A 21,716-nucleotide genomic window follows, 5' to 3' on the forward strand; every position below is an offset into this window, starting at 1 on the left:
GCGGGTGCGGCGCGGCTTGGCCGCCGGGGCGGCCTCTTCCACTGCCGGTGCCTTCGTGGTCGCCGCCTCCGGTGCCACCGCCTTGCGGGTGCGGCGGCGCGGCTTGGCCTCTGCCTCGGCCTCGGGCGCCTCGGCGGCGGCCGGAACCGTCTCCACCGGCTCGGCCTTCTTCCTGGTACGGCGGCGCGGCGCGGCCTCCACGGCCTCCGCGACCGGCTCCGCCACGGGCTCGGCGACCGGGGTCACCGCGGCCACGGGCTCGGCGGCCGTCTCCACCGCCTGCTCGACCACCGGCTCGGCCTTCTTCCGGGTGCGGCGGCGCGGCGCGGCCTCCACGGCCTCCGCGACCGGCTCCGCCACTGGCTCGGCGACCGGGGTCACCGCGGCCACGGGCTCGGCGGCCGTCTCCACCGCCTGCTCGACGACCGGCTCGGCCGTCTTGCGAGTACGGCGGCGGCGCGGCTGCTCCGGAGCGGCCGTCGTGTCCTCGGCGGGGGCCGGCGTCTCCACCGCCGCCTCGGTGACGGGAGCGGCGGTCGCCGGCACGGCCTCCGCCTGGGCCCCGCCGCGCGTACGGCGACGGCGGCGCGGTGTGCGGGTCGCCTGGGCCTCTTCGGTGCCGGGTTCGGTGACGGGCGCCGCTGCCGCCGGGGCCGCGGAGGCGTCCAGCGGGGAACCACCGCGGGTACGGCGGCGACGGCGCGGCGTGCGCGCCGGACGCTCCCGCTCGGCCGTGGCCGACTCGGTGGTGGTGCCGCGACCGCCACGGTCACCGCGACCGCCCCGGTCCCGGTCACGGCCGCCGCGACCGCCACGCCCGCCGGTCTCGCCCAGGTCCTCGACCTCTTCGGCGTCCAGACCCGCGCGGGTGCGCTCCGAGCGCGGCAGGACGCCCTTGGTGCCGGCGGGGATGCCGAGGTCGGAGAACAGGTGCGGGGAGCTGGAGTAGGTCTCCGCCGGGTCGTTGAAGTCCAGCACCAGCGCCTTGTTGATCAGCTGCCAGCGCGGGATGTCGTCCCAGTCCACGAACGTGATCGCCGTACCCTTGGCGCCCGCGCGGCCGGTGCGGCCGACACGGTGCAGGTAGGTCTTCTCGTCCTCGGGGGACTGGTAGTTGATGACGTGGGTGACGCCCTCGACGTCGATGCCGCGTGCGGCGACGTCGGTGCACACCAGCACGTCGACCTTGCCGTTGCGGAACGCGCGCAGCGCCTGCTCGCGGGCGCCCTGGCCGAGGTCGCCGTGGACCGCGCCGGAGGCGAACCCGCGGCGCTGGAGCTGCTCGGCGATGTCGGCGGCGGTGCGCTTGGTCCGGCAGAAGATCATCGCCAGACCCCGGCCGTCGGCCTGGAGGATCCGGGCGATCATCTCCGGCTTGTCCATGGAGTGCGCGCGGTAGACGAACTGCTTGATGTTCGCGACCGTGGCGCCCTCGTCGTCCGGCGCGGTGGCGCGGATGTGCGTGGGCCGGGACATGTAGCGGCGGGCGAGACCGATGACCGCGCCCGGCATGGTGGCCGAGAACAGCATGGTCTGGCGCCGGACCGGCAGCATGTTGACGATCTTCTCGACGTCGGGCAGGAAGCCCAGGTCGAGCATCTCGTCGGCCTCGTCGAGGACCAGGCACTTGACGTGCCGCAGGTCGAGCTTCTTCTGGCCCGCCAGGTCGAGCAGCCGGCCCGGGGTGCCGACGACGACGTCGACGCCCTTCTTCAGCGCCTCGACCTGGGGCTCGTAGGCCCGGCCGCCGTAGATCGCGAGAACGCGGACGTTGCGGACCTTGCCGGCGGTCTGGAGGTCGTTGGTGACCTGGGTGCACAGCTCGCGCGTGGGCACGACGACGAGCGCCTGCGGGGCGTCGGTGAGGTCCTCGGGGGTGGCGCGGCCGGCCTCGACGTCGGCGGGGACGGTGACGCGCTCCAGGAGCGGGAGACCGAAGCCCAGCGTCTTGCCGGTGCCGGTCTTGGCCTGGCCGATGACGTCCGTGCCGGCGAGGGCGACGGGGAGCGTCATCTCCTGGATGGGGAAGGGGTTGACGATGCCGACGGCTTCGAGGGCCTCGGCGGTCTCGGGAAGGATGCCGAGTTCGCGGAACGTGGTAGTCAGGGTGCTGCCTCTTCTGTGTGGCGCGGTGCGAGGCGAGCGCGGGGGGTCATGGGTGACCGTGCCGGGGACGTCGGCCGCCGTACGGGCGAACCACTCGGGCAAGCCGTATGACACGGGACCTCTGCCGACGCTCTAGCGCTCGTACCGCTGAGGGTGTCCCTCCGGTCGTCGTACGTACTGAGCCGTACGGCCACGGAGGGCTGTCGGGTCGGAGCCGATCGGGCCACCGACCGGGCATCCTCATGCGTGCGCCCTGGCGGAACACGTCGAACAGTGTCGACGCACTCAGCAGGCGCATTACCACCATACCCCGGAATCGCGCACATGTGATGGCCGAATCGGTCACGTAGTCGTGGTCACAGTGCTTGACCAGGGGCTTCGAGGGGGCGGTGAGCGGGCTATTGTGCGCCTCATGACTAGCTCTGACAAGCCTGAGAACGCGTCCGCCGCCTCCGCCCGCCCCACCGGTGTCGCCGCCCAGGACTGGGCGCGGGCCGCCGCCGACCCGCAGTACCGCGCGGCGGTCGTGGACCTGCTCGGCGCCCTCGCGTACGGAGAGCTGGCCGCGTTCGAGCGTCTCGCGGAGGACGCCAAGCTGGCGCCGGGCCTCGCGGACAAGGCGGAGCTGGCGAAGATGGCCTCGGCGGAGTTCCACCACTTCGAGCGGCTGCGCGACCGGCTGACCGAGATCGGCGAGGAGCCGACGGCCGCGATGGACCCGTTCGTCGCCGCGCTCGACGGCTTCCACCGGCAGACGGCGCCCTCGGACTGGCTGGAGGGCCTGGTCAAGGCGTACGTCGGCGACTCGATCGCGAGCGACTTCTACCGGGAGGTCGCGGCCCGGCTCGACTCGGACACCCGGGAACTGGTGCTCGCCGTCCTCGACGACACCGGGCACGCCGAATTCGCGGTGGAGAAGGTGCGGGCGGCCATCGACGCCGACCCGCGCGTGGGCGGACGGCTCGCGCTGTGGGCGCGGCGGCTGATGGGCGAGGCGCTGTCGCAGTCGCAGCGCGTGGTCGCGGACCGGGACGCGCTGTCCACGATGCTCGTCGGCGGGGTGGCCGACGGGTTCGACCTCGCGGAGGTGGGGCGGATGTTCTCGCGGATCACGGAGGCGCACACCAAGCGGATGGCTGCGCTGGGCTTGGCCGCGTAACGCCTCGTGGGGGGGGTGCCGGGGGATGCGCGGCTTGCGGTGCGTCGTGGCTTGTCGCGCAGTTCCCCGCGCCCTTTTCCGCCTGGCTCGGCTGGAAGGTCCTGCGAATTACGCCGGGGCTGATCGCCTGCGCAGGTGGCGGCTGGGGCGCAGGAGGAGGGAGAGGGACGCCGTCGCGACGATGGCGGCGCCCAGCAGGCTCGGCAGGGCGCTGCCCGGGCCGAGCGCGCTGTGGGTGACGAAGTCGCCGAAGAGGGCGCCGGCGAGGCCGGTGAAGTACACCAGCGGGCGGGTCGGCAGGCGGTGCGAGAGGCGGCGGCCGACCGCCCACGCGAGCACGAGACCGAGCACGGCCGAACCGAGTACTTCCAGGATCATCGCGAGGTCCCTCCCATGGCGGTCTGCGCCCTTTGTCGGTCGTAGCCCGTCATACCCGTGACCTGCGGAAGGCAATCCTTCGCCGGGGGAAGTTGTGCGCCGTCCGTGCGGACGCCCGCACGCCGAAGGGCCCGGCGGCACTCGGTGCCGCCGGGCCCTTCCCGTGACGTCGCCTACAGCGTGCCGAAGCCCACCTTGCGGACGGTCGGCTCGCCGATCTCCACGTACGACAGACGCTCCGTCGGCACCAGGATCTTGCGGCCCTTCTCGTCCTGGAGGCTCAGCAGCTGCGTCTTGCCCGACAGCGCGTCGGACACGAGGCGCTCGACCTCCTCGGCGCTCAGGGCGCTCTCCAGAACGATCTCGCGGGGCGCGTGCTGCACGCCGATCTTGACCTCCACGGCTATGTCCCTCCGACGGTCAGTGATTGCGCGATCTTCCGCGCCGTACGCAGCACACATTAGCCCGGTGAGGGGACGCGCACGCCGTGGGCCGGAACGCCGTCAGCGAACAACGGGCGCGGAAGGCGCCCCGGCCGGCCGTCAGTGGTGTTCATTGCCGTGCAGCGGGAAGCCGGCGATCCCGCGCCAGGCCAGCGAGGCCAGCAGCCGCACCGCCTGGTCGCGCGGCACGCTGCGGTCGCTGTGCAGCCAGGAGCGGGCCACGACCTGCGCCAGGCCGCCGAGGCCGGAGGCCAGCAGCATGGACTCCGCGCGGGACAGGCCGGTGTCCTCCGCGATGACCTCGCAGATCGCCTCGGCGCACTCGTTGGTGACCTTGTCGACGCGCTCGCGGACCGCCGGCTCGTTCGTCAGGTCCGACTCGAACACCAGCCGGAAGGCGCCGCCGTCGTCCTCGACGTACGCGAAGTAGGCGTCCATCGTGGCGCGCACGCGCTGCTTGTTGTCGGTCGTCGACGCGAGCGCCCCGCGCACCGACTGGATCAGTGACTCGCAGTGCTGGTCCAGCAGGGCGAGGTACAGGTCCAGCTTGCCCGGGAAGTGCTGGTACAGCACCGGCTTGCTCACGCCCGCGCGCTCGGCGATGTCGTCCATCGCCGCCGCGTGGTAGCCCTGCGCGACGAAGACCTCCTGGGCGGCGCCCAGCAGCTGGTTCCGCCGGGCGCGGCGCGGCAGCCGGGTGCCGCGCGGGCGTGCCGCCTCTGTCTGCTCGATGGCTGTCACGCCGCCTCCCAATGTCGTCCACATGCGGTGTCGACCGCGCGGCCATCGTACTTTTCGGTAACCGTGGTGTGCGCGGTGCGAACGCAGAATTTCACGTACCGGACGGCCGCGAAAGCCGCCGGGCACTCCGTGCGCCGCCGCCGGCCGGCCGCGGTCCCGCGAGGTCAGCGGTAGTCGTCCTCGTCCAGGGAGACGACCCGCGCCTGTTCGACCAGATCCGCCACGTTCGCGCGGTCCGGGTCCACGTCCGTCAGGGGGTCGTCGCGGTCCGGCGCGATGTCCGTCTGCTGCTCCGCCGCGTCCCCCTCGGGGGCCTCCACGCCGATCTCCGGGGCCGCCTCGGTGTCCGGTTCCCCGATCGCGTCCGGGTCGACGGCATCGGGTTCGGTGGGGTCGTACGCCATGCTGGGCTCCCTTCCTGTGAACGTCCCCCAGGGCGGCCAGTGGCCACACGCGGGTGCCCTCTGTACGAGCCTAGGAGACGGCTGATACGGACGCCATGCCATCGCGTCCGTCCCCGGCCGGTTCACCGGTCGGCCGCGCCTCACGCTGTGACGGCGAACACATCATCCCCGACGTGATCACCTCGTAACATTGCCGCATGTCTTCGACCGAGTCGCCGTCCGTTTCGGCCGCCAGTGTCCTTCCCAGGGTGGCGCCCGTCCGGGTCGGTGAGGGCGAGCGGCTGCGGTCCGTGAGCCTGCCCGGTGTCACCCTGACGGTCCGTTCCCGTCCGCCCGCGCGCGAGGGCCTGCCGCCGGCGCTGTACGTGCACGGGCTCGGCGGCTCCTCGCAGAACTGGTCCGCGCTGATGGCCGGGCTGGACGGCGTCGTGGACGGCGAGGCCGTCGACCTGCCGGGCTTCGGCGACTCCCCGCCCCCGGACGACGGCGACTACTCGGTCACCGGGCACGCGCGCGCGGTGATCCGCCATCTGGACGCGGCGGGCCGCGGCCCGGTCCACCTGTTCGGCAACTCGCTGGGCGGCGCGGTCGCCACCCGCGTGGCCGCCGTCCGCCCCGACCTGGCCCGTACGCTCACCCTGGTCTCGCCGGCCCTGCCGGAACTGCGCGTCCAGCGCACGGCGGTGCCCACGGGGCTGCTCGCGGTGCCCGGGATCGCCGCCCTGTTCACCCGGTTCACCCGGGAGTGGACGGCCGAGCAGCGGGTCCGCGGGGTCACGGCGCTCTGCTACGGCGACCCCGGGCGGGTGTCGCCCGAGGCGTTCCAACTGGCGGTCGAGGAACTGGAGCGGCGGCTTCAGCTCCCGTACTTCTGGGACGCGATGGCACGCTCCGCGCGCGGGATCGTGGACGCCTACACGCTCGGCGGCCAGCACGGGCTGTGGCGGCAGGCCGAGCGGGTCCTCGCGCCGACCCTGCTCGTCTACGGCGGCCGGGACCAGCTCGTCGGCTTCCGGATGGCCCGCCGGGCCGCCCGCGCCTTCCGCGACTCCCGGCTGCTCACCCTGCCGGACGCCGGACACGTGGCGATGATGGAGTACCCGGAGGTGGTGGCCACAGCGGTCCGGGAGCTGCTGCGGGAGACGGGCGACCCGGTCGGTGGCGGCGCCGCCGGCGCGGGTGCGGGGAGCTGAGGGCCGCCGTGGGACGCCACAGCCGCCGGGGTCCGGCACCGAAAGCCGACTCCGCGGAGACGACGACGACAGCACGACCGGCGGACGAGCCGGGCGGCACGGGTGCCGCCGACCGCCGCGACACCCTGGAGACGCGGGGGGCCGGCGGCGTGCCGCGCGTAGTGGCCCCGCGTGACGGCACTCCCGCGCGCGGTGTGCCCCGGCTTCCCGGTGACGCCGGCGGTGTCCGTGGCGGTCATCCCGAGCAGCGGGAGGCCGGCGGCGGCTGGGGCCGGGTCGGCGGGCAGGGGACCGGTGCCGGGCCGGGTGTCGTACTGCCCCGGCAGCGGCAGTCCGGTCCGGACGGTACGCCCGGACCCCGGCGGGCCGGCGCGGGCGGCCCCCGGCAGGAGTACGTGGAGGCCTTCGACGACCTCGGCGACGCTCAGAACGCAGAGGACGCAGAGGACGCAGAGGACGCAGAGGACGCAGAGGACGCAGAGGACGCCGACGTCTTCGCGTCCCGTCCGGCCCCCGAGCGCCCCGCCCCGCGGCGGCCGGACGCCGCGGACACCGAGGAGGGCCCCGCCGACGCCCGGATTCCCGCACAGCGCGGTGGCAAGGGGCGTACCTTCACCGGCATCGCGGCGGCGGCCGTCACCACCGTGCTCGCGGTGATCGTCGCCGGGCAGGTGACCGAGGGGCACGGGGACCGGGCCGGGGCGGCGCCGTCCGCCACCGGTCAGGCACGGGACGCGCGCGAGCCCGGCGGCGCCCCGGCGGCGCCCTCCGCCGCGCCGCTGACGTACGAGCGGAAGATGGACGTGAAGTATCCACTCGGGGCCACCCTGAAGGGCCCCGGGAAGTTCGACGCCGTGCCCGGCTTCGACAAGGCGCCCGGCACCGGGCAGAAGTACCGGTACCGCGTGGACGTCGAGCAGGGACTCGGCCTGGACGGCGCGCTGTTCGCCGAGGCCGTGCAGAAGACGCTGAACGACAAGCGCAGTTGGGCCCACGGCGGCGCCCGGACCTTCGAGCGGATCTCCTCCGGCAAGCCCGACTTCGTGATCACCCTGGCGAGTCCGGGCACCACCGCCACCTGGTGCGCCAAGTCCGGCCTGGACACCACCGAGGACAACGTCTCCTGTGACTCGGCCGCCACCGAGCGCGTGATGATCAACGCCTACCGGTGGGCGCAGGGCAGCAAGACGTACGGCGACAAGATCCATCCGTACCGGCAGATGCTGATCAACCACGAGGTCGGTCACCGGCTCGGCCACGGCCATGTGACGTGCCAGAAGGACGGGTCCCTCGCGCCCGTCATGCAGCAGCAGACCAAGTTCCTCGACCACGACGGGATCCACTGTCTGCCCAACCCGTGGCCTTATCCCGGGAGTTGACCGGAACCGCTTATGTCACATTGACATGAGCCGAAAGGTCGTTCATATTTCTGCGCATGTGGTCCCGTCATGCCGTCTCCTTCAGCGCAGCCATCGAGCTGGCGCTGATCGGCGTGACCGCGCTCTGCGTGGCCGACATCCACTGTCGCTGACGCCGCCCCACCGGCGTTTGTGTCGCGACCCTTTTCTCTTTCTCCGTCCGTGACCGGGTCACGGATTTTTCGACGACCCGACGCCGGGGCCGACGTCTGTCCGCAGTCGTCTCACTCCTCGTCCAGCTGTCTCACTGTTCGAGAAACCCTCGATCAGTCACCGAGAGGTCGTCATTCCGATGCGTCAACCGTCCGTCATAGCGCGCCGCGTGGCAGCGGCATCCGTCAGCCTGGTCGTGGCAGCGGGCGCCGCCGCCTGCGGTCCGGAGGACAACGATGCCAAGGCTTCGGGTGGCGACTCCGCGCCGCAGAAGGGCGGCACCCTCACGGTGCTGAACTCCGAGCCGCAGACCGACTTCGACCCGGCCCGCCTCTACACCTCCGGCGGCGGAAACGTCCCCTCGCTGGTCTTCCGCACGCTCACCACCCGCAACCGCGAGAACGGCGCGGCCGGCGCCAAGGTCGTCCCCGACCTCGCCACCGACACCGGGCGCCCCAACAAGGACGCGACCGTGTGGACGTACACCTTGAAAAAGGGGCTGAAGTACGAGGACGGCACCCCGATCACCTCGGCCGACATCAAGTACGGCATCGAGCGCTCCTTCGCCCCCGAACTGTCCGGCGGCGCCCCCTACCTGCGGGACTGGCTGACCGGTGCCGCCGACTACCAGGGCCCGTACAAGGACAAGAAGGGGCTGTCCGCGATCGGGACGCCGGACGAGCGGACGATCGTCTTCCATCTGAACAAGCCCGAGGGCGAGTTCCCCTACCTCGCCACCCAGACGCAGTTCACGCCGGTGCCGAAGGCCAAGGACACCGGCACCAAGTACGAGTCGCACCCGGTCTCCTCCGGCCCCTACAAGGTCGTCAGCAACGACAACGACGGCGAGCATCTCGTCCTCGCGCGCAACACCCACTGGTCCGCGGCGACCGACGAGGAGCGCAAGGCCTACCCGGACAAGATCGACGTCCGTTCCGGTCTCGACTCCTCCGTGATCAACCAGCGGCTGTCCGCGTCCCAGGGAGCGGACGCCGCCGCGGTCACCACGGACACCAACCTCGGCCCGGCCGAACTGGCCAAGGTCAGCGGGGACAAGGCCCTGGCCGCGCGGGTCGGCACCGGTCACTTCGGCTACACGAACTACCTCGCGTTCAACCCGACCGTGAAGCCCTTCGACGACCCCAAGGTCCGTCAGGCCATCTCCTACGCCATCGACCGGTCCTCGGTGGTCAACGCGGCCGGCGGCAGCGCGCTCGCCGAGGCGGCCACCACCTTCCTGCCCGACCAGAAGTCCTTCGGCTACACGCCCTACGACCCGTTCCCGGCGGGCACGTCCGGCAACGCGGCCAAGGCGAAGGAACTCCTCGCGCAGGCCGGCCACAAGAACGGGCTCAGCATCACGCTGACCCATTCCAACAGCAAGGACTTCGAGACCAGCCCCGAGATCGCGACCGCCGTCCAGGACGCGCTGAAGAAGGCCGGCATCACGGTCAAGCTCCAGGGCCTGGAGGACAACGGCTACCGCGACAAGATCCACAGCGTGAAGACCGAGCCCGGGTTCTTCCTCGCCCACTGGGGTGCCGACTGGCCCTCCGGCGGTCCCTTCCTCGCCCCGATCTTCGACGGCCGGCAGATCGTCAAGGACGGCTCCAACTTCAACTCCGGCCTGCTGGACGACAAGTCGGTCAACACCGAGATCGACGCCATCAACAAGCTGACCGATCTCGACGCCGCCGCCGAGCGGTGGGGCGCGCTGGACCGGAAGATCGGCGAGAAGGCCCTCGTCGTGCCGCTGTTCCACCCGGTCTACAAGCGGCTGTACGGCGAGGACGTCAAGAACGTCGTCATCAGCGACTGGACCGGCGTGCTGGACATCTCCCAGGTCGCGGTGAAGTAGCGCAGTGAGCGAGGCACTTGCCGTCGTCGAGACCGCCGGGACGGACACCACCGTCCCGGCGGTCTCGGGGGCCCGTCAGTTCTGGCGGCGGCTGCGGGCGCAGCGCGCCGCCCTGGTCGCCGCGGCCGTCGTCGCGCTGCTGGTCCTGGTCGCGCTCGCCGCGCCGCTGCTCACCGCGCTGGAGGGCCAGGACCCCACCACCTACCACCCCGCCCTGATCGACTCCGCGCGCGGCGGCGTGCCCCTCGGCTCCTTCGGCGGCGTCAGCGCCGAGCACTGGCTCGGCGTCGAACCCCAGACCGGCCGCGACATGTTCGCCCGGCTCGTCTACGGCGCCCGTGTCTCACTCGGCGTCTCGCTCGGCGCCACCGTGGTCCAGGTGGCCGTCGGCATCGCCATGGGCGTCGCCGCCGGACTCGGCAACCGCTGGGTCGACCTGGTCCTCAGCCGGATCACCGACATCTTCGTCTCGATGCCGCTGATGATCATGGCGCTCGCGCTGCTCGCCATCGTCCCGAACACCTTCCCGCGGCCCGTGCTCGTCGCCCTCATCATCGCCCTGGTCGCCGGCTGGAGCACGATGGCGAAGATGGTGCGCGCCCAGACGCTCACCCTGAAGAACCTCGACTACGTGGCCGCGGCCCGGCTCAGCGGCTGGAAGACCTGGCGGATCGCCGTGCGCGAGCTGCTCCCGGGCCTCGCCGCGCCGGGCATCACCTACGCCGCGCTGCTGATCCCGTCCAACATCAGCGCCGAGGCCGCCCTGTCCTTCCTCGGCGTCGGGGTGAAGCCGCCCACCCCCTCCTGGGGACAGATGCTCACCAGCGCCGACGTCTGGTACCAGGCGGCCCCGCAGTACCTGCTGCTGCCCGCCGCCGCCCTGTTCGTCACCGTGTTCGCGCTGACCGTCCTCGGCGACGGCGTCCGCGTCGCCCTCGACCCGCGCGCCGCCTCCCGGCTGCGCGTCGGCACCGGCCGCCGCCGCGAGAACCGCGCGCGGGCCGCCGTACCGGAGAACGCCCTACCGGAGAAGGCCCTACCGGTGAAGTCCCTACCGGAGAAGGAGGGCCCGGCGTGAACGGCTTCACCGGATTCGTGCTGCGCCGTGTCATCGGCGCCGTCGTCACCCTGTTCGCCCTCTCGGTGATCATCTACGTCGTCTTCTACGTCACCCCCGGTAACGTCGCCCAGATCACCTGCGGCCCGCGCTGCTCCCCGGCCCAGGTCCACCAGGTGGCGCAGCAGCTCCACCTCGACGACCCGCTGTACGTGCGCTACGGGCACTTCCTGCAAGGCATCTTCGCCGGCCAGGACTACTCCACCGGCACCTCCGTGGAGCACTGCGCGGCGCCCTGCCTCGGGCAGTCGTACCAGACCGGCCGGCAGGTCACCGACGTCATCTGGACCAAGCTGCCGGTCAGCGTCTCGCTCGTGCTCGGCGCCATGGTGATCTGGCTGGTGCTCGGCATCGGCACCGGCGTGCTGTCCGCCTGGCGGCGCGGCCGGTTCACCGAGCGCGCCCTGACCGCGGTCACCCTGGCGGGCACGGCCACCCCGGTGTTCGTCATCGGCCTGGTCCTGATGATCGTCGTCTGCGGCGAACTGCGATTGCTGCCCTTCCCGCAGTACGTGAACCTCACCGACGACCCCGAGCAGTGGGCGTGGAACCTGCTGCTGCCCTGGCTGTCCCTCGCCCTCATCGAGGCCGCGGGCTTCGCCCGGCTGACCCGGGCGTCGATGCTGGAGACCCTCGCCGAGGACCACATCCGCACCTTCCGCGCGTACGGCGTCGGCGAGCGGGCGATCATCGTCCGGCACGCGCTGCGCGGCGCCACGGCCTCCGTCATCGCGCTCAACGCCGTCACCGTCGGCTCGGCCGTCGGCGGCGCCGTCCTCACCGAGACCCTGTTCGGCCTGCCCGGGATCGGCCAGGAACTGGTGCACGCGGTCAAGGTCGTCGACCTGCCGGTGGTCGTCGGCATGGTGCTCGTCACCGGTTTCTTCGTGGTCCTCGCCAACGCCCTCGCGGACGTGCTGTACGCGGTGGCCGACCGACGGGTGGTGCTCGCATGAGTCTGCTGGAAGTGACGGACCTGACCGTCGAGTTCGGCTCCCTGCGGGCCGTCGACGGGCTGTCCTTCAGCCTGGCCGAGGGGGCCGCGCTCGCCCTGGTCGGCGAGTCCGGCTCCGGGAAGTCCACGGTCGCGGGCGCCCTGCTGGGCCTGCACCGGGGCACCGGCGCACAGGTCACCGGCACGGTCCGCGTCGCCGGCACCGACGTCGAGGCCGCCTCCGACGAGGAGCTGCGGCGGCTGCGCGGCGCCAAGGCCGCCATGGTCTTCCAGGACCCGCTGTCCTCCCTCGACCCGTACTACGCGATCGGCGACCAGATCGCCGAGGTGCACCGCGCGCACGCGCGCGTGTCGCGCCGCGCCGCACGCGCGCGTGCCGTGCGCGTACTGGAGCGGGTCGGCATCCCGGACGCGGCCCGGCGCGCCCGGTCCCGGCCGCACGAGTTCAGCGGCGGCATGCGCCAGCGCGCCCTGATCGCCATGGCCCTCGCGTGCGAGCCGCAGCTGCTGATCGCCGACGAGCCGACCACCGCCCTCGACGTCACCGTCCAGGCCCAGATCCTCGACCTGCTGCACACGCTGCGCGCGGAGACCGGCATGGGCCTGCTGCTCGTCACGCACGACGTGGGCGTGGCCGCCGAGAGCGTGGACGACGTCCTCGTCATGCGGCACGGCCGGGCCGTCGAGCGCGGCCCGGTCGGCGCGGTCCTCGCCGCGCCCGCCGAGGCGTACACCCGTGAACTGCTCGACGCCGTCCCGCGCGTGGACGCCCGCCGCGCCGCCTCCCCGGTCGCCGGGGAGGTCGTCCTGGAGGCGACCGGGGTGCGGCGCGAGTTCGGGCGCGGCAAGCGGGCGTTCGCCGCCGTGGACGGCGTCTCGCTCACCGTCCGGCGCGGCGAGACCCTCGGCGTGGTCGGCGAGAGCGGCAGCGGCAAGACCACGCTCGGCCGCATGCTCGTCGGACTGCTGGAGCCGACCGCGGGGGAGATCCGCTACGCGGGCCGCGCCCACACCGGCGTGAACCCGGCCGTGCAGATGGTCTTCCAGGACCCCGTCTCCTCCCTCAACCCCCGGCGCGGCGTCGGCGAGTCCATCGCCGACCCGCTGCGCGCGCGGGGAGAGAAGGACGAGGACGGCATTCGGGCGCGGGTGGCGGAACTGCTGGAGCGCGTGGGACTCGAAGCGGCCCACTACGACCGCTACCCGCACGAGTTCAGCGGCGGCCAGCGCCAGCGCGTCGGCATCGCCCGCGCACTCGCCGCCGACCCGCGCGTCATCGTCTGCGACGAGCCCGTCTCCGCGCTCGACGTCACCACCCAGGCCCAGGTGGTCGCCCTGCTCGGCGAACTGCAACGCGAACTCGGCCTCGCGCTCGTCTTCATCGCGCACGACCTCGCCGTGGTCCGCCAGGTCAGCGACCGGGTCGCGGTGATGCGCAAGGGCGAGCTGGTGGAGTACGGCCCCGCCGACGAGGTGTACGACAGCCCGCGCGAGCCCTACACCCGGCAACTCCTGGCCGCCGTACCGGCGCTCGACCCGGAGCTGGCCGCCCGGCGGCGCGCGGCCCGGCGCGAACCCGCCGTGGCGTAACGTTCCGCGACCGGCTGATCACCTGCTGGTCTCTTAGCGGGTCGGAACGCCACGCGCACGCGAAAGTTACGACCGTTCACCCCTTTTGGTGGTGCGACGGACAACCGTCCGTCGCACCACCGCCTTGTCCCCTTACGTTCGTCCCGCTGCGAGCCACCGGGACAACGGCGGCTCCCCAAACGGGAGATCGGGGGTGCACACGTGCGCATCGGACTGCTGACAGAGGGTGGCTACCCGTATGTGGGCGGTGACGCCGGACTCTGGTGCGACCGCCTGGTGCGCGGGCTGGAGCAGCACGAGTTCGACCTGTACGCGCTCAGCCGCGGCCGGGAGCAGGAGACCGACGGCCTCGTCCCGCTCCCGCCGCAGGTCACCCGGGTCCGTACGGCCCCGCTGTGGACGGCGCCGGACGACGGAGTGGTGTACGGACGGCGACCGCGCCGGCGCTTCGCCGAGTGCTACGGCGAGCTGGCGACGGTGTTGTGCGCCGGAGCGGACCCGGTGCCGGGGGCGTGTTCCGCCGAGCTGGCGGACCGTTTCGGCAACGCGCTGTACGGACTCGCCGCACTCGCCCGCGCGGAGGGCGGACTGGGCGGCGCCCTGCGCTCGGACACCGCCGTGCGCGCCCTGGAACGCGCCTGCCGCGCCCCCGGCGCGCCGCGCACGGCGCGCGAGGCGCGCGTACCCGACCTGCTCGCCGTCGCCGCCCACCTCGAACGCGCCCTGCGCCCCCTCTCGCTCGACTGGTACGACGACGACACCCTCGGCGCGGCCGACCTCTGTCACGCCACCGCCGGCGGCCCGGCCGCCCTGCCCGGCCTGCTCGCCCGGCACTTCGCCGATGTGCCGCTGCTGGTCACCGAGTACGGCGTCCGGCTCCGCTCGCACTACCTCGCCCTCGGCCCCGACACCGCCGCCCCGGCCGTGCGCGCGCTGGTCGCCTCCTTCCACAGCCGGCTCGCCGCCGAGGTCTACCGCCGTGCCGAGATCCTCACCCCCGGCAACGCCCACGCCCGCCGCTGGCAGGAACGGTGCGGCGCCGAGCGCGGCCGGATCCGCACCGTCCACCCCGGCATGGACGCCGCCCGCTTCAGCGAGGTCGGCGAGTCCCCGGACCGCTCCGAACCGGGCACCCTGGTCTGGGTCGGACGCGTCGAACCCGCCAAGGACCTGGTCTCCCTGCTGCACGCCTTCGCCGAGGTCCGCAGGGCGGAGCCCGCCGCCCGCCTGCGGATCGTCGGCTCGCCCGGCGGGCACGAGGGCACGGCCTACCTCGGCCACTGCCGGGCGCTCGCCGCCCAGCTCTTCCCCGACGAGGCCGACGGCCCGCACACCGAGGGCGACAACCCCGTCTCCTTCACGGAGATCGGCGGCCCGGAGGCCCCGACACTGCCCGAGGCGTACGCCGGCGGCGCGGTCGTCGTGCGGTCCAGCGTGGTCGAGGGCTTCCCGGTCGCCCTGGTCGAGGCCATGTTCTGCGGCCGGGCCACCGTGTCCACCGACGCCGGCGCGGTCGTGGAGGTCATCGGCGGCACCGGGCTCGTCGTACCGCCGCGCAACCCCCGGGCGCTCGCCGAGGCGTGCGTGGCGCTGCTGCGCGACCCCGAGCGCCGTGCGCGTCTCGGTGCCGCCGCGCGCGCCCGGGCGCTCGAACTGTTCACCGTCGAGCAGAACATCGCCGCGTTCCACGGCATCTACCTGGAGATCGTCTCGCACTGCCCGGTCCGCCGGGTCGTCCTGGACGCGACCGGCGAACCGCTCCCCTTCGCGGCCCCGGCCGAGTCCCGGCTCCCCGGCCACTGGCCCGACCCCGCCGCCCGGCCGCTGCCCCGCGCCGTCCCCTCCTGGGTCACGGGCACCCCGGTCCGGGCGACGGTGCCCGCGGTGCTTGGGGAGGGGGCGCGGTGAGCGCGGGCGGTGACGGGTGGAGAGGCGTGGCGGGGGATCTGGCACGCCGGGGTACCGAGGAGCGCGCGTCCGGCGGTGTGGACCGGCCGGGCACGCCCAGCGCGGCGGGGGCGTGGGACGCGCGGTCGGGGGAGTGGCTGGGCGATGACCCGGCGGACCTCGGCGTGCCACCGTCGGCACCGGCCGGCCCGGGGAGCGAGGCGGTGCCGTCGGCCGCGGAGGTGCTGCTGTCGGCGCTGTCCGACCTCACGGACGACGCCGGCCCGTCGGCCGTGTCACGCGGTGCCCTGCCGGCGCCGGCCGCCGATCCCGGGACCGCCCCGTTGACGGACCCCCGCCAGGGAAGGAAGCGCGCGCCGTCACCCCGGCGGCTGCCCGGCGACCCCGTGAAGACGCTGCTGCACCGGCACCGCGACCTGTGCGAGCGGGCCGTCGATCCACTGGAGATCGCGGCCGGCTTGGAGGCGCACGGCGTCACCGACCGCACCGCCGCCCGCTTCCGGCACCGGGACGTCTTCTCGCTCGCCGAGGAGCTGTACGCGCGCGTGCCGCGCGACGGCGACGCGCGCCCGGAGCCCGATCCGCCGCCGGTGCCCCGCGTCCGCGCCGGCTGGGCGCTGCTCATCCTGCTGCCCGGCGCCCTTACCGGAGCCACCGTCGCGGCGCTGCGGCTCGCCCACGGACACACCCGCCAACTCCTCGTCCTCACCGGCGTCCTGGCCGTCGCCCTCGCCACCCGCGCGGCGCTGCGGCACGGCCCCCTGTCCGGCCCGCGCGCGAAGCACGCCGCCGGCGGCACGCGCGCGTGCACGCTCTGGTTGCTGGCCTACGCCCTCTTCGGTGACGGCCTGCTCGACGCCGTCCTGTCGGGCGGCCCCGACACCCTGCCCACCGGCGTCCCCTACGGCCCCTGGCCCACCGCCACCGCCCCCGCCCTGGCCCTCGCGCTGGCCTGCGCCCCGGCGGCCTGGTGCGCCCACCTGCTCACCGCGGGCGCCCGCCGCAGACTGGCCGGCAGCCGGGGCCTGGAGGACTTCACCTCGGCCGCGAAACCGCTGCTGCTGGGCACGTTCACGCTGTTCCTCGGCGCGCTCGCGGCCCTTCTCCCGTTGACCGGCACCGCCCCGCGCGAGGCCCCGGCGCCCCTCGCCCTCGGCGCCCTCCTCCTGTCGGCCCGCCTGCTCACGGTGCACCAGTACCGGCACGGGCCCGCCCTCGCGCTCGGCGCCGCGGCGGCGACGGAGGCGGCGGCCGTCGCCCTGCCCCTCGCGGGCCGGCTGCCCGGCTGCGCCTTCCTCACGACCCCGGTACGGACCCTCGTGGACACCTGGGGCCCCTCCGCCGTCCCGGCCCTCGCCTGCGGCACGGCGGCCCTGGCCCTCCTGCTCCACGCCACCCGCACCCTCACCCGGGCCTCGGCCCACGCACCGACGGGAGCACCCGAGTGAGCCTTCCGTGCCCGGCCCTCGTACCGCTCCCGCCCCGCGTCGGCGACCGCTGCCCGGCCGGGCCACCCGTATCGCGCCCCACACCCGACAGCGCCGGTACCCGGGCCGTTGCCGGAGGCACCCGCATCACCCCCTCGAAGGAGAACACCAGATGACCACCCCCCGACCCGGAGCGTCCGGAGCCACCGGGACTCCCGGAGCGGCCGCAGGCGCCTGCGCAGCGGCCGGTTCCGCCGGCGCGCACACCCCGGGAGGCGCGCGATGAGGGTCCTGCTGATCGGAGCAGGCGGGTACATCGGCCGCTTCGTCGCCGACCGCCTGCTCGCCGACCCGGCCGTCCAGCTCACCGCGCTCGGCCGCGGCGACGACGCCGACGTCCGCTTCGACCTCGCCACCGGCAGCCCCGGCGCGCTCACCCGCTTCCTCGACGCGGTCCACCCCGGAGTCGTCGTCAACTGCGCGGGCGCCACCCGGGGCGGCGCCCGCGAGCTGACCCGGCACAACACCGTCGCCGTCGCCACCGTCTGCGAGGCCCTGCGCCGCAGCGGCTGCGGCGCCCGGCTGGTGCAGATCGGCTGCGGCGCGGAGTACGGCCCGAGCCAGCCCGGCTCCTCCACCGCCGAGGACGCCGTACCGCGCCCGGGCGGCCCCTACGGCGTCAGCAAGCTCGCCGCCACCGAACTGGTCCTGGGCTCCGGCCTGGACGCCGTCGTCCTGCGGGTCTTCTCACCGGCCGGCCCCGGCACCCCGGCCGGTTCCCCGCTCGGCCGCCTCGCCGAGGCCATGCGCCGCGCCATGCAGTCCGGCGACGGTGAACTCAAGCTCGGCGGCCTCGGCGTCCAGCGCGACTTCGTCGACGTACGCGACGTCGCGCGCGCCGTGCACGCCGCCTCGCTCTCCGCCGCGCAGGGCGTCATCAACATCGGCTCCGGCCGCGCGGTGCGCCTGCGCGACGCCGCCGGAGTCCTCGCGCGGGTGGCCGGGTACGGCGGCGCCCTGCACGAACTCGACGCCCCGCCCGGAGCGTTGCGCGGCGCCATCGGCCACCCGCGCTCCGACCCGGAGCACGCGGCGCACGCGGCCCCGATGGCGTACCCGTACCCAGACGGCTGCGGCGGCTGGCAGCAGGCCGATGTGCGCACCGCGCGCGACCGGCTCGGCTGGCGGCCCCGGATCAACCTCGAAGAGTCCCTGGCGGACATCTGGATGGAGGCGGCATGCCGCATCTGACCAGCACCACCCCCGGTGTCGCCGGCACCGGCGTCCGCACCGCCCTGGGCATCCCCGGCTACGCCCATCCGCTCGTCGCCCCCGCGCAGTGGGCCGACCTGGCCCGCCCCGGCATCCCGCTGGACTGGGTGGTCCTGGACGTGGCCGGCGGCCCCGGCACCCGTCCCGATCCGCACTGCCTGGAGGCCGGCGGCCGGCTGCGGGAGGCGGGCGTCCGGGTGCTGGGCCGGCTGGACCTCGCCCACGGCACCCGCCCCTTCGGCGACCTGCTCTCCGACGCCCACCGCTACCTCGACTGGTACCGCGTCGACGGCTTCCTGCTGGACCGCTGTCCCACCGACCGCGCCGCGCTGCCCGAGGTCCGCCGCGTGATCACCTCACTCCGGGTGATCGGCGACCCCCGTACCCATGTCGTCCTCGGCACCGGCGGCCACCCGTACCCCGGCTACGCGGAGAACGCCGACCAGTTGGTGACCTTCTCCGGCCCCTGGTCCGACTACCGCTGGTCGCAGGTGGCCGAGTGGACCGCCGACTACCCGCCGGACCGGTTCTGCCACTTCGTGCACAGCGTGCCGCGCGGCCACCTGGACGAGGCGCTGCGCATCGCCCGCTGGCAGGGAGCGGCGACGATCTACTTCACGGACCGCACCGACGGCGGCGGCCGGGTGGACCCCTGGGAGGCCATGCCCGGCTACTGGGACGAGATCGTCTCGCGAGTTGGTACGGGTGTCTCGGAATGAAGAGGGCCGTGGCAGTGTTGACGGGAGAACACCCGTAGTGATCGACCGACCAACGGAGTCCCCGTGTCGCTGCCACCCCTGGTCGAGCCAGCCGATGAGCTGACCGTAGACGAGGTCCGACGGTACTCCCGCCACCTGATCATCCCGGACGTCGGGATGGACGGGCAGAAGCGGCTGAAGAACGCCAAGGTGCTCTGCGTGGGCGCCGGCGGCCTGGGCTCACCGGCGCTCATGTACCTCGCCGCGGCGGGCGTGGGCACGCTCGGCATCGTGGAGTTCGACGAGGTGGACGAGTCGAACCTGCAGCGCCAGATCATCCACAGCCAGGCCGACATCGGCCGCTCCAAGGCCGAGTCCGCGCGGGATTCCGTCAAGGGCATCAACCCGTACGTGGACGTGATCCTGCACGAGGAGCGGCTCGAAGCCGACAACGTGCTGGACATCTTCGGCCAGTACGACCTGATCGTCGACGGCACCGACAACTTCGCGACCCGCTACCTGGTCAACGACGCGTGCGTGCTGCTGAACAAGCCGTATGTGTGGGGCTCGATCTACCGCTTCGACGGCCAGGCCTCCGTCTTCTGGTCCGAGCACGGCCCCTGCTACCGCTGCCTCTACCCGGAGCCCCCGCCCCCCGGCATGGTCCCCTCCTGCGCCGAGGGCGGTGTGCTGGGCGTGCTGTGCGCGTCCATCGGCTCCATCCAGGTCACCGAGGCCATCAAGGTCCTCACCGGTACCGGTGAGCCGCTGGTCGGCCGTCTGATGATCTACGACGCCCTGGAGATGCAGTACCGCCAGGTCAAGGTCCGCAAGGACCCCGACTGCGCGGTCTGCGGCGAGAACCCGACCGTCACCGAGCTGATCGACTACGAGGCCTTCTGCGGCGTCGTCTCGGAGGAGGCCCAGGAGGCCGCCGCCGGTTCGACGATCACGCCGAAGCAGCTCAAGGAGTGGATCGACGACGGCGAGAACATCGAGATCATCGACGTCCGCGAGCCGAACGAGTACGAGATCGTCTCCATTCCGGGCGCCAAGTTGATCCCGAAGAACGAGTTCCTCATGGGCACCGCCCTGGAGGCTCTGCCCCAGGACCGCAAGATCGTCCTGCACTGCAAGACCGGTGTCCGCAGTGCGGAAGTCCTCGCGGTCCTGAAGTCCGCGGGCTTCTCCGACGCGGTCCACGTGGGCGGCGGCGTCATCGGCTGGGTCAACCAGATCGAGCCGGAGAAGCCGGTCTACTGACCTACGGTCACGGCGAAGAGGCCCCCGGTGCGTACGGCGCCGGGGGCCTCTGTCCGTCTCCGGGTCAGGTGCAGACGGTGCCGGCCTTCGGCACCTTGCCGTCCAGCAGATAGCCGTTCACCGCGCGCTGCACGCACGTGTTCTTGCTGTCGTACGCCCCGTGCCCCTGCCCCTTGTACGTCAGCTCCACCGCGACGCCCTTGCCGAGGGCGTCCACCATCTTCCGCGCGCCCTCGTACGGGGTGGCCGGGTCCCCGGTGTTGCCGACGACCAGGATGGGCGCGGAGCCGGGCGCGCTGACGTCGGGATGGTCGGCGGCCCCCGGCACGGCCCAGTCGGTGCAGCTGATCATGCCCCAGGCCAGGAAGTCCCCGAACAGCGGGGACGCGGCACGGAACTCGGGCACCCTGCTCTGGACGAAGTCCTTGGTGTAACGCGGCTTCTCATCGGCGCAGTTGATCGCGACGTTCGCCGCGGTGATGTTGCTGTACTCGCCGTTCTCGCTGCGTCCGTTCATCGAGTCGGACAGCAGCATCAGGACCCGGCCGTCACCGTCGTACGCCTGCTCCAGGCCCTCGGTGAGGTACTCCCAGAAGTCTTTCGAGTACAGGGACTGCGCGATGCCGTTGGTCGCGGCGGTCTCGGTGAGCCGGCGCGGCGGGATGCCGGGGATCGGTTTCTTCTCCAGGTCGTGCAGCAGTTTCGCGATGCGGTTCTTCACGTCCTGCGCGGTGTCGCCGAGCGGGCAGTCCTCGACCTTCGAGGTGCAGTCGTCGGCGAAGTTGTTCAGCGCCAGCTGGAACCCCTTGGCCTGGCCGAGCGCGCTCTGCTCGGGGTCCTGGGTGGGGTCGACCACGCCGTCGAACACCGCCCGCCCCACCCGCTGCGGGAACAAGTGGGCGTAGACGCCGCCGAGTTCGGTGCCGTAGGAGATGCCGAAGTAGTACAGCTTGTCGTCGCCGAGCACCTGGCGCATCAGGTCCATGTCGCGGGCCGCGTCCGTGGTGCGCACGTGCGGCAGGACCTCCTTGGAGTTCTTCTCGCACGCCCCGTTGAACTGCCGGGTGCGCTTGATCAGGTCGGCGCGTTCGGCACGGTCGTCGGGCGTCGCGTCCTGCTGGAAGTAGACGTCCAGTTGGGCGTCGCTCTCGCACCGCACGGGCGCGCTGCGGCCCACCCCGCGCGGGTCGAAGCTGACCAGGTCGTACCGGGTGCGCAGGCCGGCGTAGTCCTCGCCGAACGCCGGCAGCGTGGTGACGCCGCTGCCGCCCGGTCCGCCGAAGTTGAACACCAGCGAGCCGATCCGCTTGTTCGCCGGGCCGCTGGCCTCGGCCCGGATCAGGGCGATGCCGATGGTGTCGCCCTTGGGGTGCGCCCAGTCCAGGGGTGCCCGCAGGGTGGCGCACTGCCACGCCGTGCCGTTCGGCAGCGGGGACGGCGCGCTGCCGCCGCCCTCGGCCTCGGAGGGGGCGGGGCAGTCCTCCCAGTCCAGCTTCTGCGTCCTGACGTCCCCGCGGCTCTGCTCACCGCTGTCCGAGCATCCGGCCAGCAGGGCGCCGAGCAGGACGGCGGTGGTGGCCAGGGCAGGGGCACGCAGCCGGGAGGGGTTCGCCATGCCTCCATCGTGCGGGCG

General features: G+C 73.3%; 19 protein-coding genes. 13 read left to right on the forward strand and 6 right to left on the reverse strand.

Features of this window, described 5'->3' with window-relative positions; genetic code table 11:
• Positions 1–2,220 (reverse strand): DEAD/DEAH box helicase (locus tag NX794_RS27960; protein ID WP_258781962.1); only part of this gene is annotated, 2,220 nt, incomplete at its 3' end.
• A 298-nt stretch (positions 2,221–2,518) separates the two neighbouring features.
• On the opposite strand from NX794_RS27960, the gene NX794_RS27965 reads away from it, so the two are divergent.
• Positions 2,519–3,265, forward strand: a complete 747-nt coding sequence (locus NX794_RS27965; RefSeq protein ID WP_428985974.1) for a ferritin-like fold-containing protein — start codon at positions 2,519–2,521, stop codon at positions 3,263–3,265.
• Between the two features lie 108 nt (positions 3,266–3,373).
• Here the strand turns inward: NX794_RS27965 and NX794_RS27970 are convergent, their stop codons facing one another.
• The 4 genes from NX794_RS27970 to NX794_RS27985 all read right to left on the reverse strand — a co-directional run bounded on the left by NX794_RS27970 (position 3,374) and on the right by NX794_RS27985 (position 5,231).
• Positions 3,374–3,643, reverse strand: coding sequence for a hypothetical protein (locus NX794_RS27970; RefSeq protein WP_258781964.1), 270 nt, complete (start codon positions 3,641–3,643; stop codon positions 3,374–3,376).
• Between the two features lie 173 nt (positions 3,644–3,816).
• Positions 3,817–4,044, reverse strand: coding sequence for a DUF3107 domain-containing protein (locus tag NX794_RS27975; protein ID WP_258781966.1), 228 nt, complete (start codon positions 4,042–4,044; stop codon positions 3,817–3,819).
• 141 nt (positions 4,045–4,185) lie between these two features.
• Complete coding sequence (locus NX794_RS27980; RefSeq protein WP_258781967.1) at positions 4,186–4,827, reverse strand: TetR/AcrR family transcriptional regulator; 642 nt, start codon at positions 4,825–4,827, stop codon at positions 4,186–4,188.
• 164 nt (positions 4,828–4,991) lie between these two features.
• Positions 4,992–5,231, reverse strand: a complete 240-nt coding sequence (locus NX794_RS27985; RefSeq protein ID WP_258781968.1) for a hypothetical protein — start codon at positions 5,229–5,231, stop codon at positions 4,992–4,994.
• A gap of 197 nt (positions 5,232–5,428) precedes the next feature.
• Between NX794_RS27985 and NX794_RS27990 the strand changes: the two genes are divergently transcribed.
• From NX794_RS27990 to moeZ, 12 genes are all read left to right on the forward strand, one after another.
• Positions 5,429–6,424 carry an alpha/beta fold hydrolase gene (locus tag NX794_RS27990; protein WP_258781970.1) on the forward strand — a complete coding sequence of 332 codons (996 nt, stop codon included), beginning with the start codon at positions 5,429–5,431 and terminating at the stop codon, positions 6,422–6,424.
• Between the two features lie 8 nt (positions 6,425–6,432).
• Complete coding sequence (locus NX794_RS27995; protein WP_258781972.1) at positions 6,433–7,803, forward strand: DUF3152 domain-containing protein; 1,371 nt, start codon at positions 6,433–6,435, stop codon at positions 7,801–7,803.
• A 56-nt stretch (positions 7,804–7,859) separates the two neighbouring features.
• A complete protein-coding gene (locus tag NX794_RS35965; protein WP_309506041.1) occupies positions 7,860–7,955 on the forward strand; it encodes an Ms4533A family Cys-rich leader peptide in 96 nt (31 codons plus the stop codon).
• Positions 7,956–8,134: 179 nt separating this feature from the next.
• The gene (locus NX794_RS28000) at positions 8,135–9,853 is read left to right on the forward strand and encodes an ABC transporter substrate-binding protein (protein WP_258781973.1); all 1,719 of its coding nucleotides are present in this window, start codon (positions 8,135–8,137) and stop codon (positions 9,851–9,853) included.
• Between the two features lie 4 nt (positions 9,854–9,857).
• On the forward strand, positions 9,858–10,931 hold the full coding sequence (locus tag NX794_RS28005) for an ABC transporter permease (protein WP_258781975.1): 1,074 nt from the start codon (positions 9,858–9,860) through the stop codon (positions 10,929–10,931).
• Positions 10,928–11,926 carry an ABC transporter permease gene (locus NX794_RS28010; RefSeq protein ID WP_258781976.1) on the forward strand — a complete coding sequence of 333 codons (999 nt, stop codon included), beginning with the start codon at positions 10,928–10,930 and terminating at the stop codon, positions 11,924–11,926. The genes NX794_RS28005 and NX794_RS28010 overlap by 4 nt, the downstream gene beginning before the upstream one ends.
• A complete protein-coding gene (locus NX794_RS28015) occupies positions 11,923–13,515 on the forward strand; it encodes a dipeptide ABC transporter ATP-binding protein (protein ID WP_258781978.1) in 1,593 nt (530 codons plus the stop codon). Before NX794_RS28010 ends, NX794_RS28015 begins: the two co-directional genes overlap by 4 nt.
• Before the next feature lie 201 nt (positions 13,516–13,716).
• Positions 13,717–15,423: a DUF3492 domain-containing protein gene (locus NX794_RS28020; RefSeq protein ID WP_258781979.1), complete on the forward strand. Its 1,707-nt coding sequence runs from the start codon at positions 13,717–13,719 to the stop codon at positions 15,421–15,423.
• A gap of 26 nt (positions 15,424–15,449) precedes the next feature.
• The gene (locus tag NX794_RS28025) at positions 15,450–16,871 is read left to right on the forward strand and encodes a hypothetical protein (protein ID WP_258781980.1); all 1,422 of its coding nucleotides are present in this window, start codon (positions 15,450–15,452) and stop codon (positions 16,869–16,871) included.
• A 261-nt stretch (positions 16,872–17,132) separates the two neighbouring features.
• On the forward strand, positions 17,133–18,101 hold the full coding sequence (locus NX794_RS28030; protein ID WP_258781982.1) for an NAD-dependent epimerase/dehydratase family protein: 969 nt from the start codon (positions 17,133–17,135) through the stop codon (positions 18,099–18,101).
• A complete protein-coding gene (locus NX794_RS28035; RefSeq protein WP_258781987.1) occupies positions 18,089–18,841 on the forward strand; it encodes a spherulation-specific family 4 protein in 753 nt (250 codons plus the stop codon). The genes NX794_RS28030 and NX794_RS28035 overlap by 13 nt, the downstream gene beginning before the upstream one ends.
• Positions 18,842–18,904: 63 nt before the next feature.
• Entirely contained in the window at positions 18,905–20,083 is a 1,179-nt protein-coding gene (gene moeZ, locus NX794_RS28040; protein ID WP_258781988.1) for an adenylyltransferase/sulfurtransferase MoeZ, read from the forward strand.
• Positions 20,084–20,147: 64 nt separating this feature from the next.
• Here the strand turns inward: moeZ and NX794_RS28045 are convergent, their stop codons facing one another.
• A complete protein-coding gene (locus tag NX794_RS28045) occupies positions 20,148–21,698 on the reverse strand; it encodes an alpha/beta hydrolase (RefSeq protein WP_258781989.1) in 1,551 nt (516 codons plus the stop codon).
• Positions 21,699–21,716: the final 18 nt, after the last annotated feature.

Source organism: Streptomyces pyxinicus, from assembly GCF_024753135.1.
Taxonomy (GTDB): domain Bacteria; phylum Actinomycetota; class Actinomycetes; order Streptomycetales; family Streptomycetaceae; genus Streptomyces; species Streptomyces pyxinicus.

Coding starts and splice junctions, on each gene's coding strand:
- NX794_RS28015 (WP_258781978.1), top strand. CDS start 11,923: ATGAGTCTGCTGGAAGTGACGGACCTGACCGTCGAGTTCGGCTCCCTG.
- NX794_RS27970 (WP_258781964.1), bottom strand. CDS start 3,643: ATGATCCTGGAAGTACTCGGTTCGGCCGTGCTCGGTCTCGTGCTCGCG.
- NX794_RS28000 (WP_258781973.1), top strand. CDS start 8,135: ATGCGTCAACCGTCCGTCATAGCGCGCCGCGTGGCAGCGGCATCCGTC.
- NX794_RS27985 (WP_258781968.1), bottom strand. CDS start 5,231: ATGGCGTACGACCCCACCGAACCCGATGCCGTCGACCCGGACGCGATC.
- NX794_RS28035 (WP_258781987.1), top strand. CDS start 18,089: ATGCCGCATCTGACCAGCACCACCCCCGGTGTCGCCGGCACCGGCGTC.
- NX794_RS28045 (WP_258781989.1), bottom strand. CDS start 21,698: ATGGCGAACCCCTCCCGGCTGCGTGCCCCTGCCCTGGCCACCACCGCC.
- NX794_RS28030 (WP_258781982.1), top strand. CDS start 17,133: ATGAGGGTCCTGCTGATCGGAGCAGGCGGGTACATCGGCCGCTTCGTC.
- NX794_RS27990 (WP_258781970.1), top strand. CDS start 5,429: ATGTCTTCGACCGAGTCGCCGTCCGTTTCGGCCGCCAGTGTCCTTCCC.
- NX794_RS35965 (WP_309506041.1), top strand. CDS start 7,860: ATGTGGTCCCGTCATGCCGTCTCCTTCAGCGCAGCCATCGAGCTGGCG.
- NX794_RS27965 (WP_428985974.1), top strand. CDS start 2,519: ATGACTAGCTCTGACAAGCCTGAGAACGCGTCCGCCGCCTCCGCCCGC.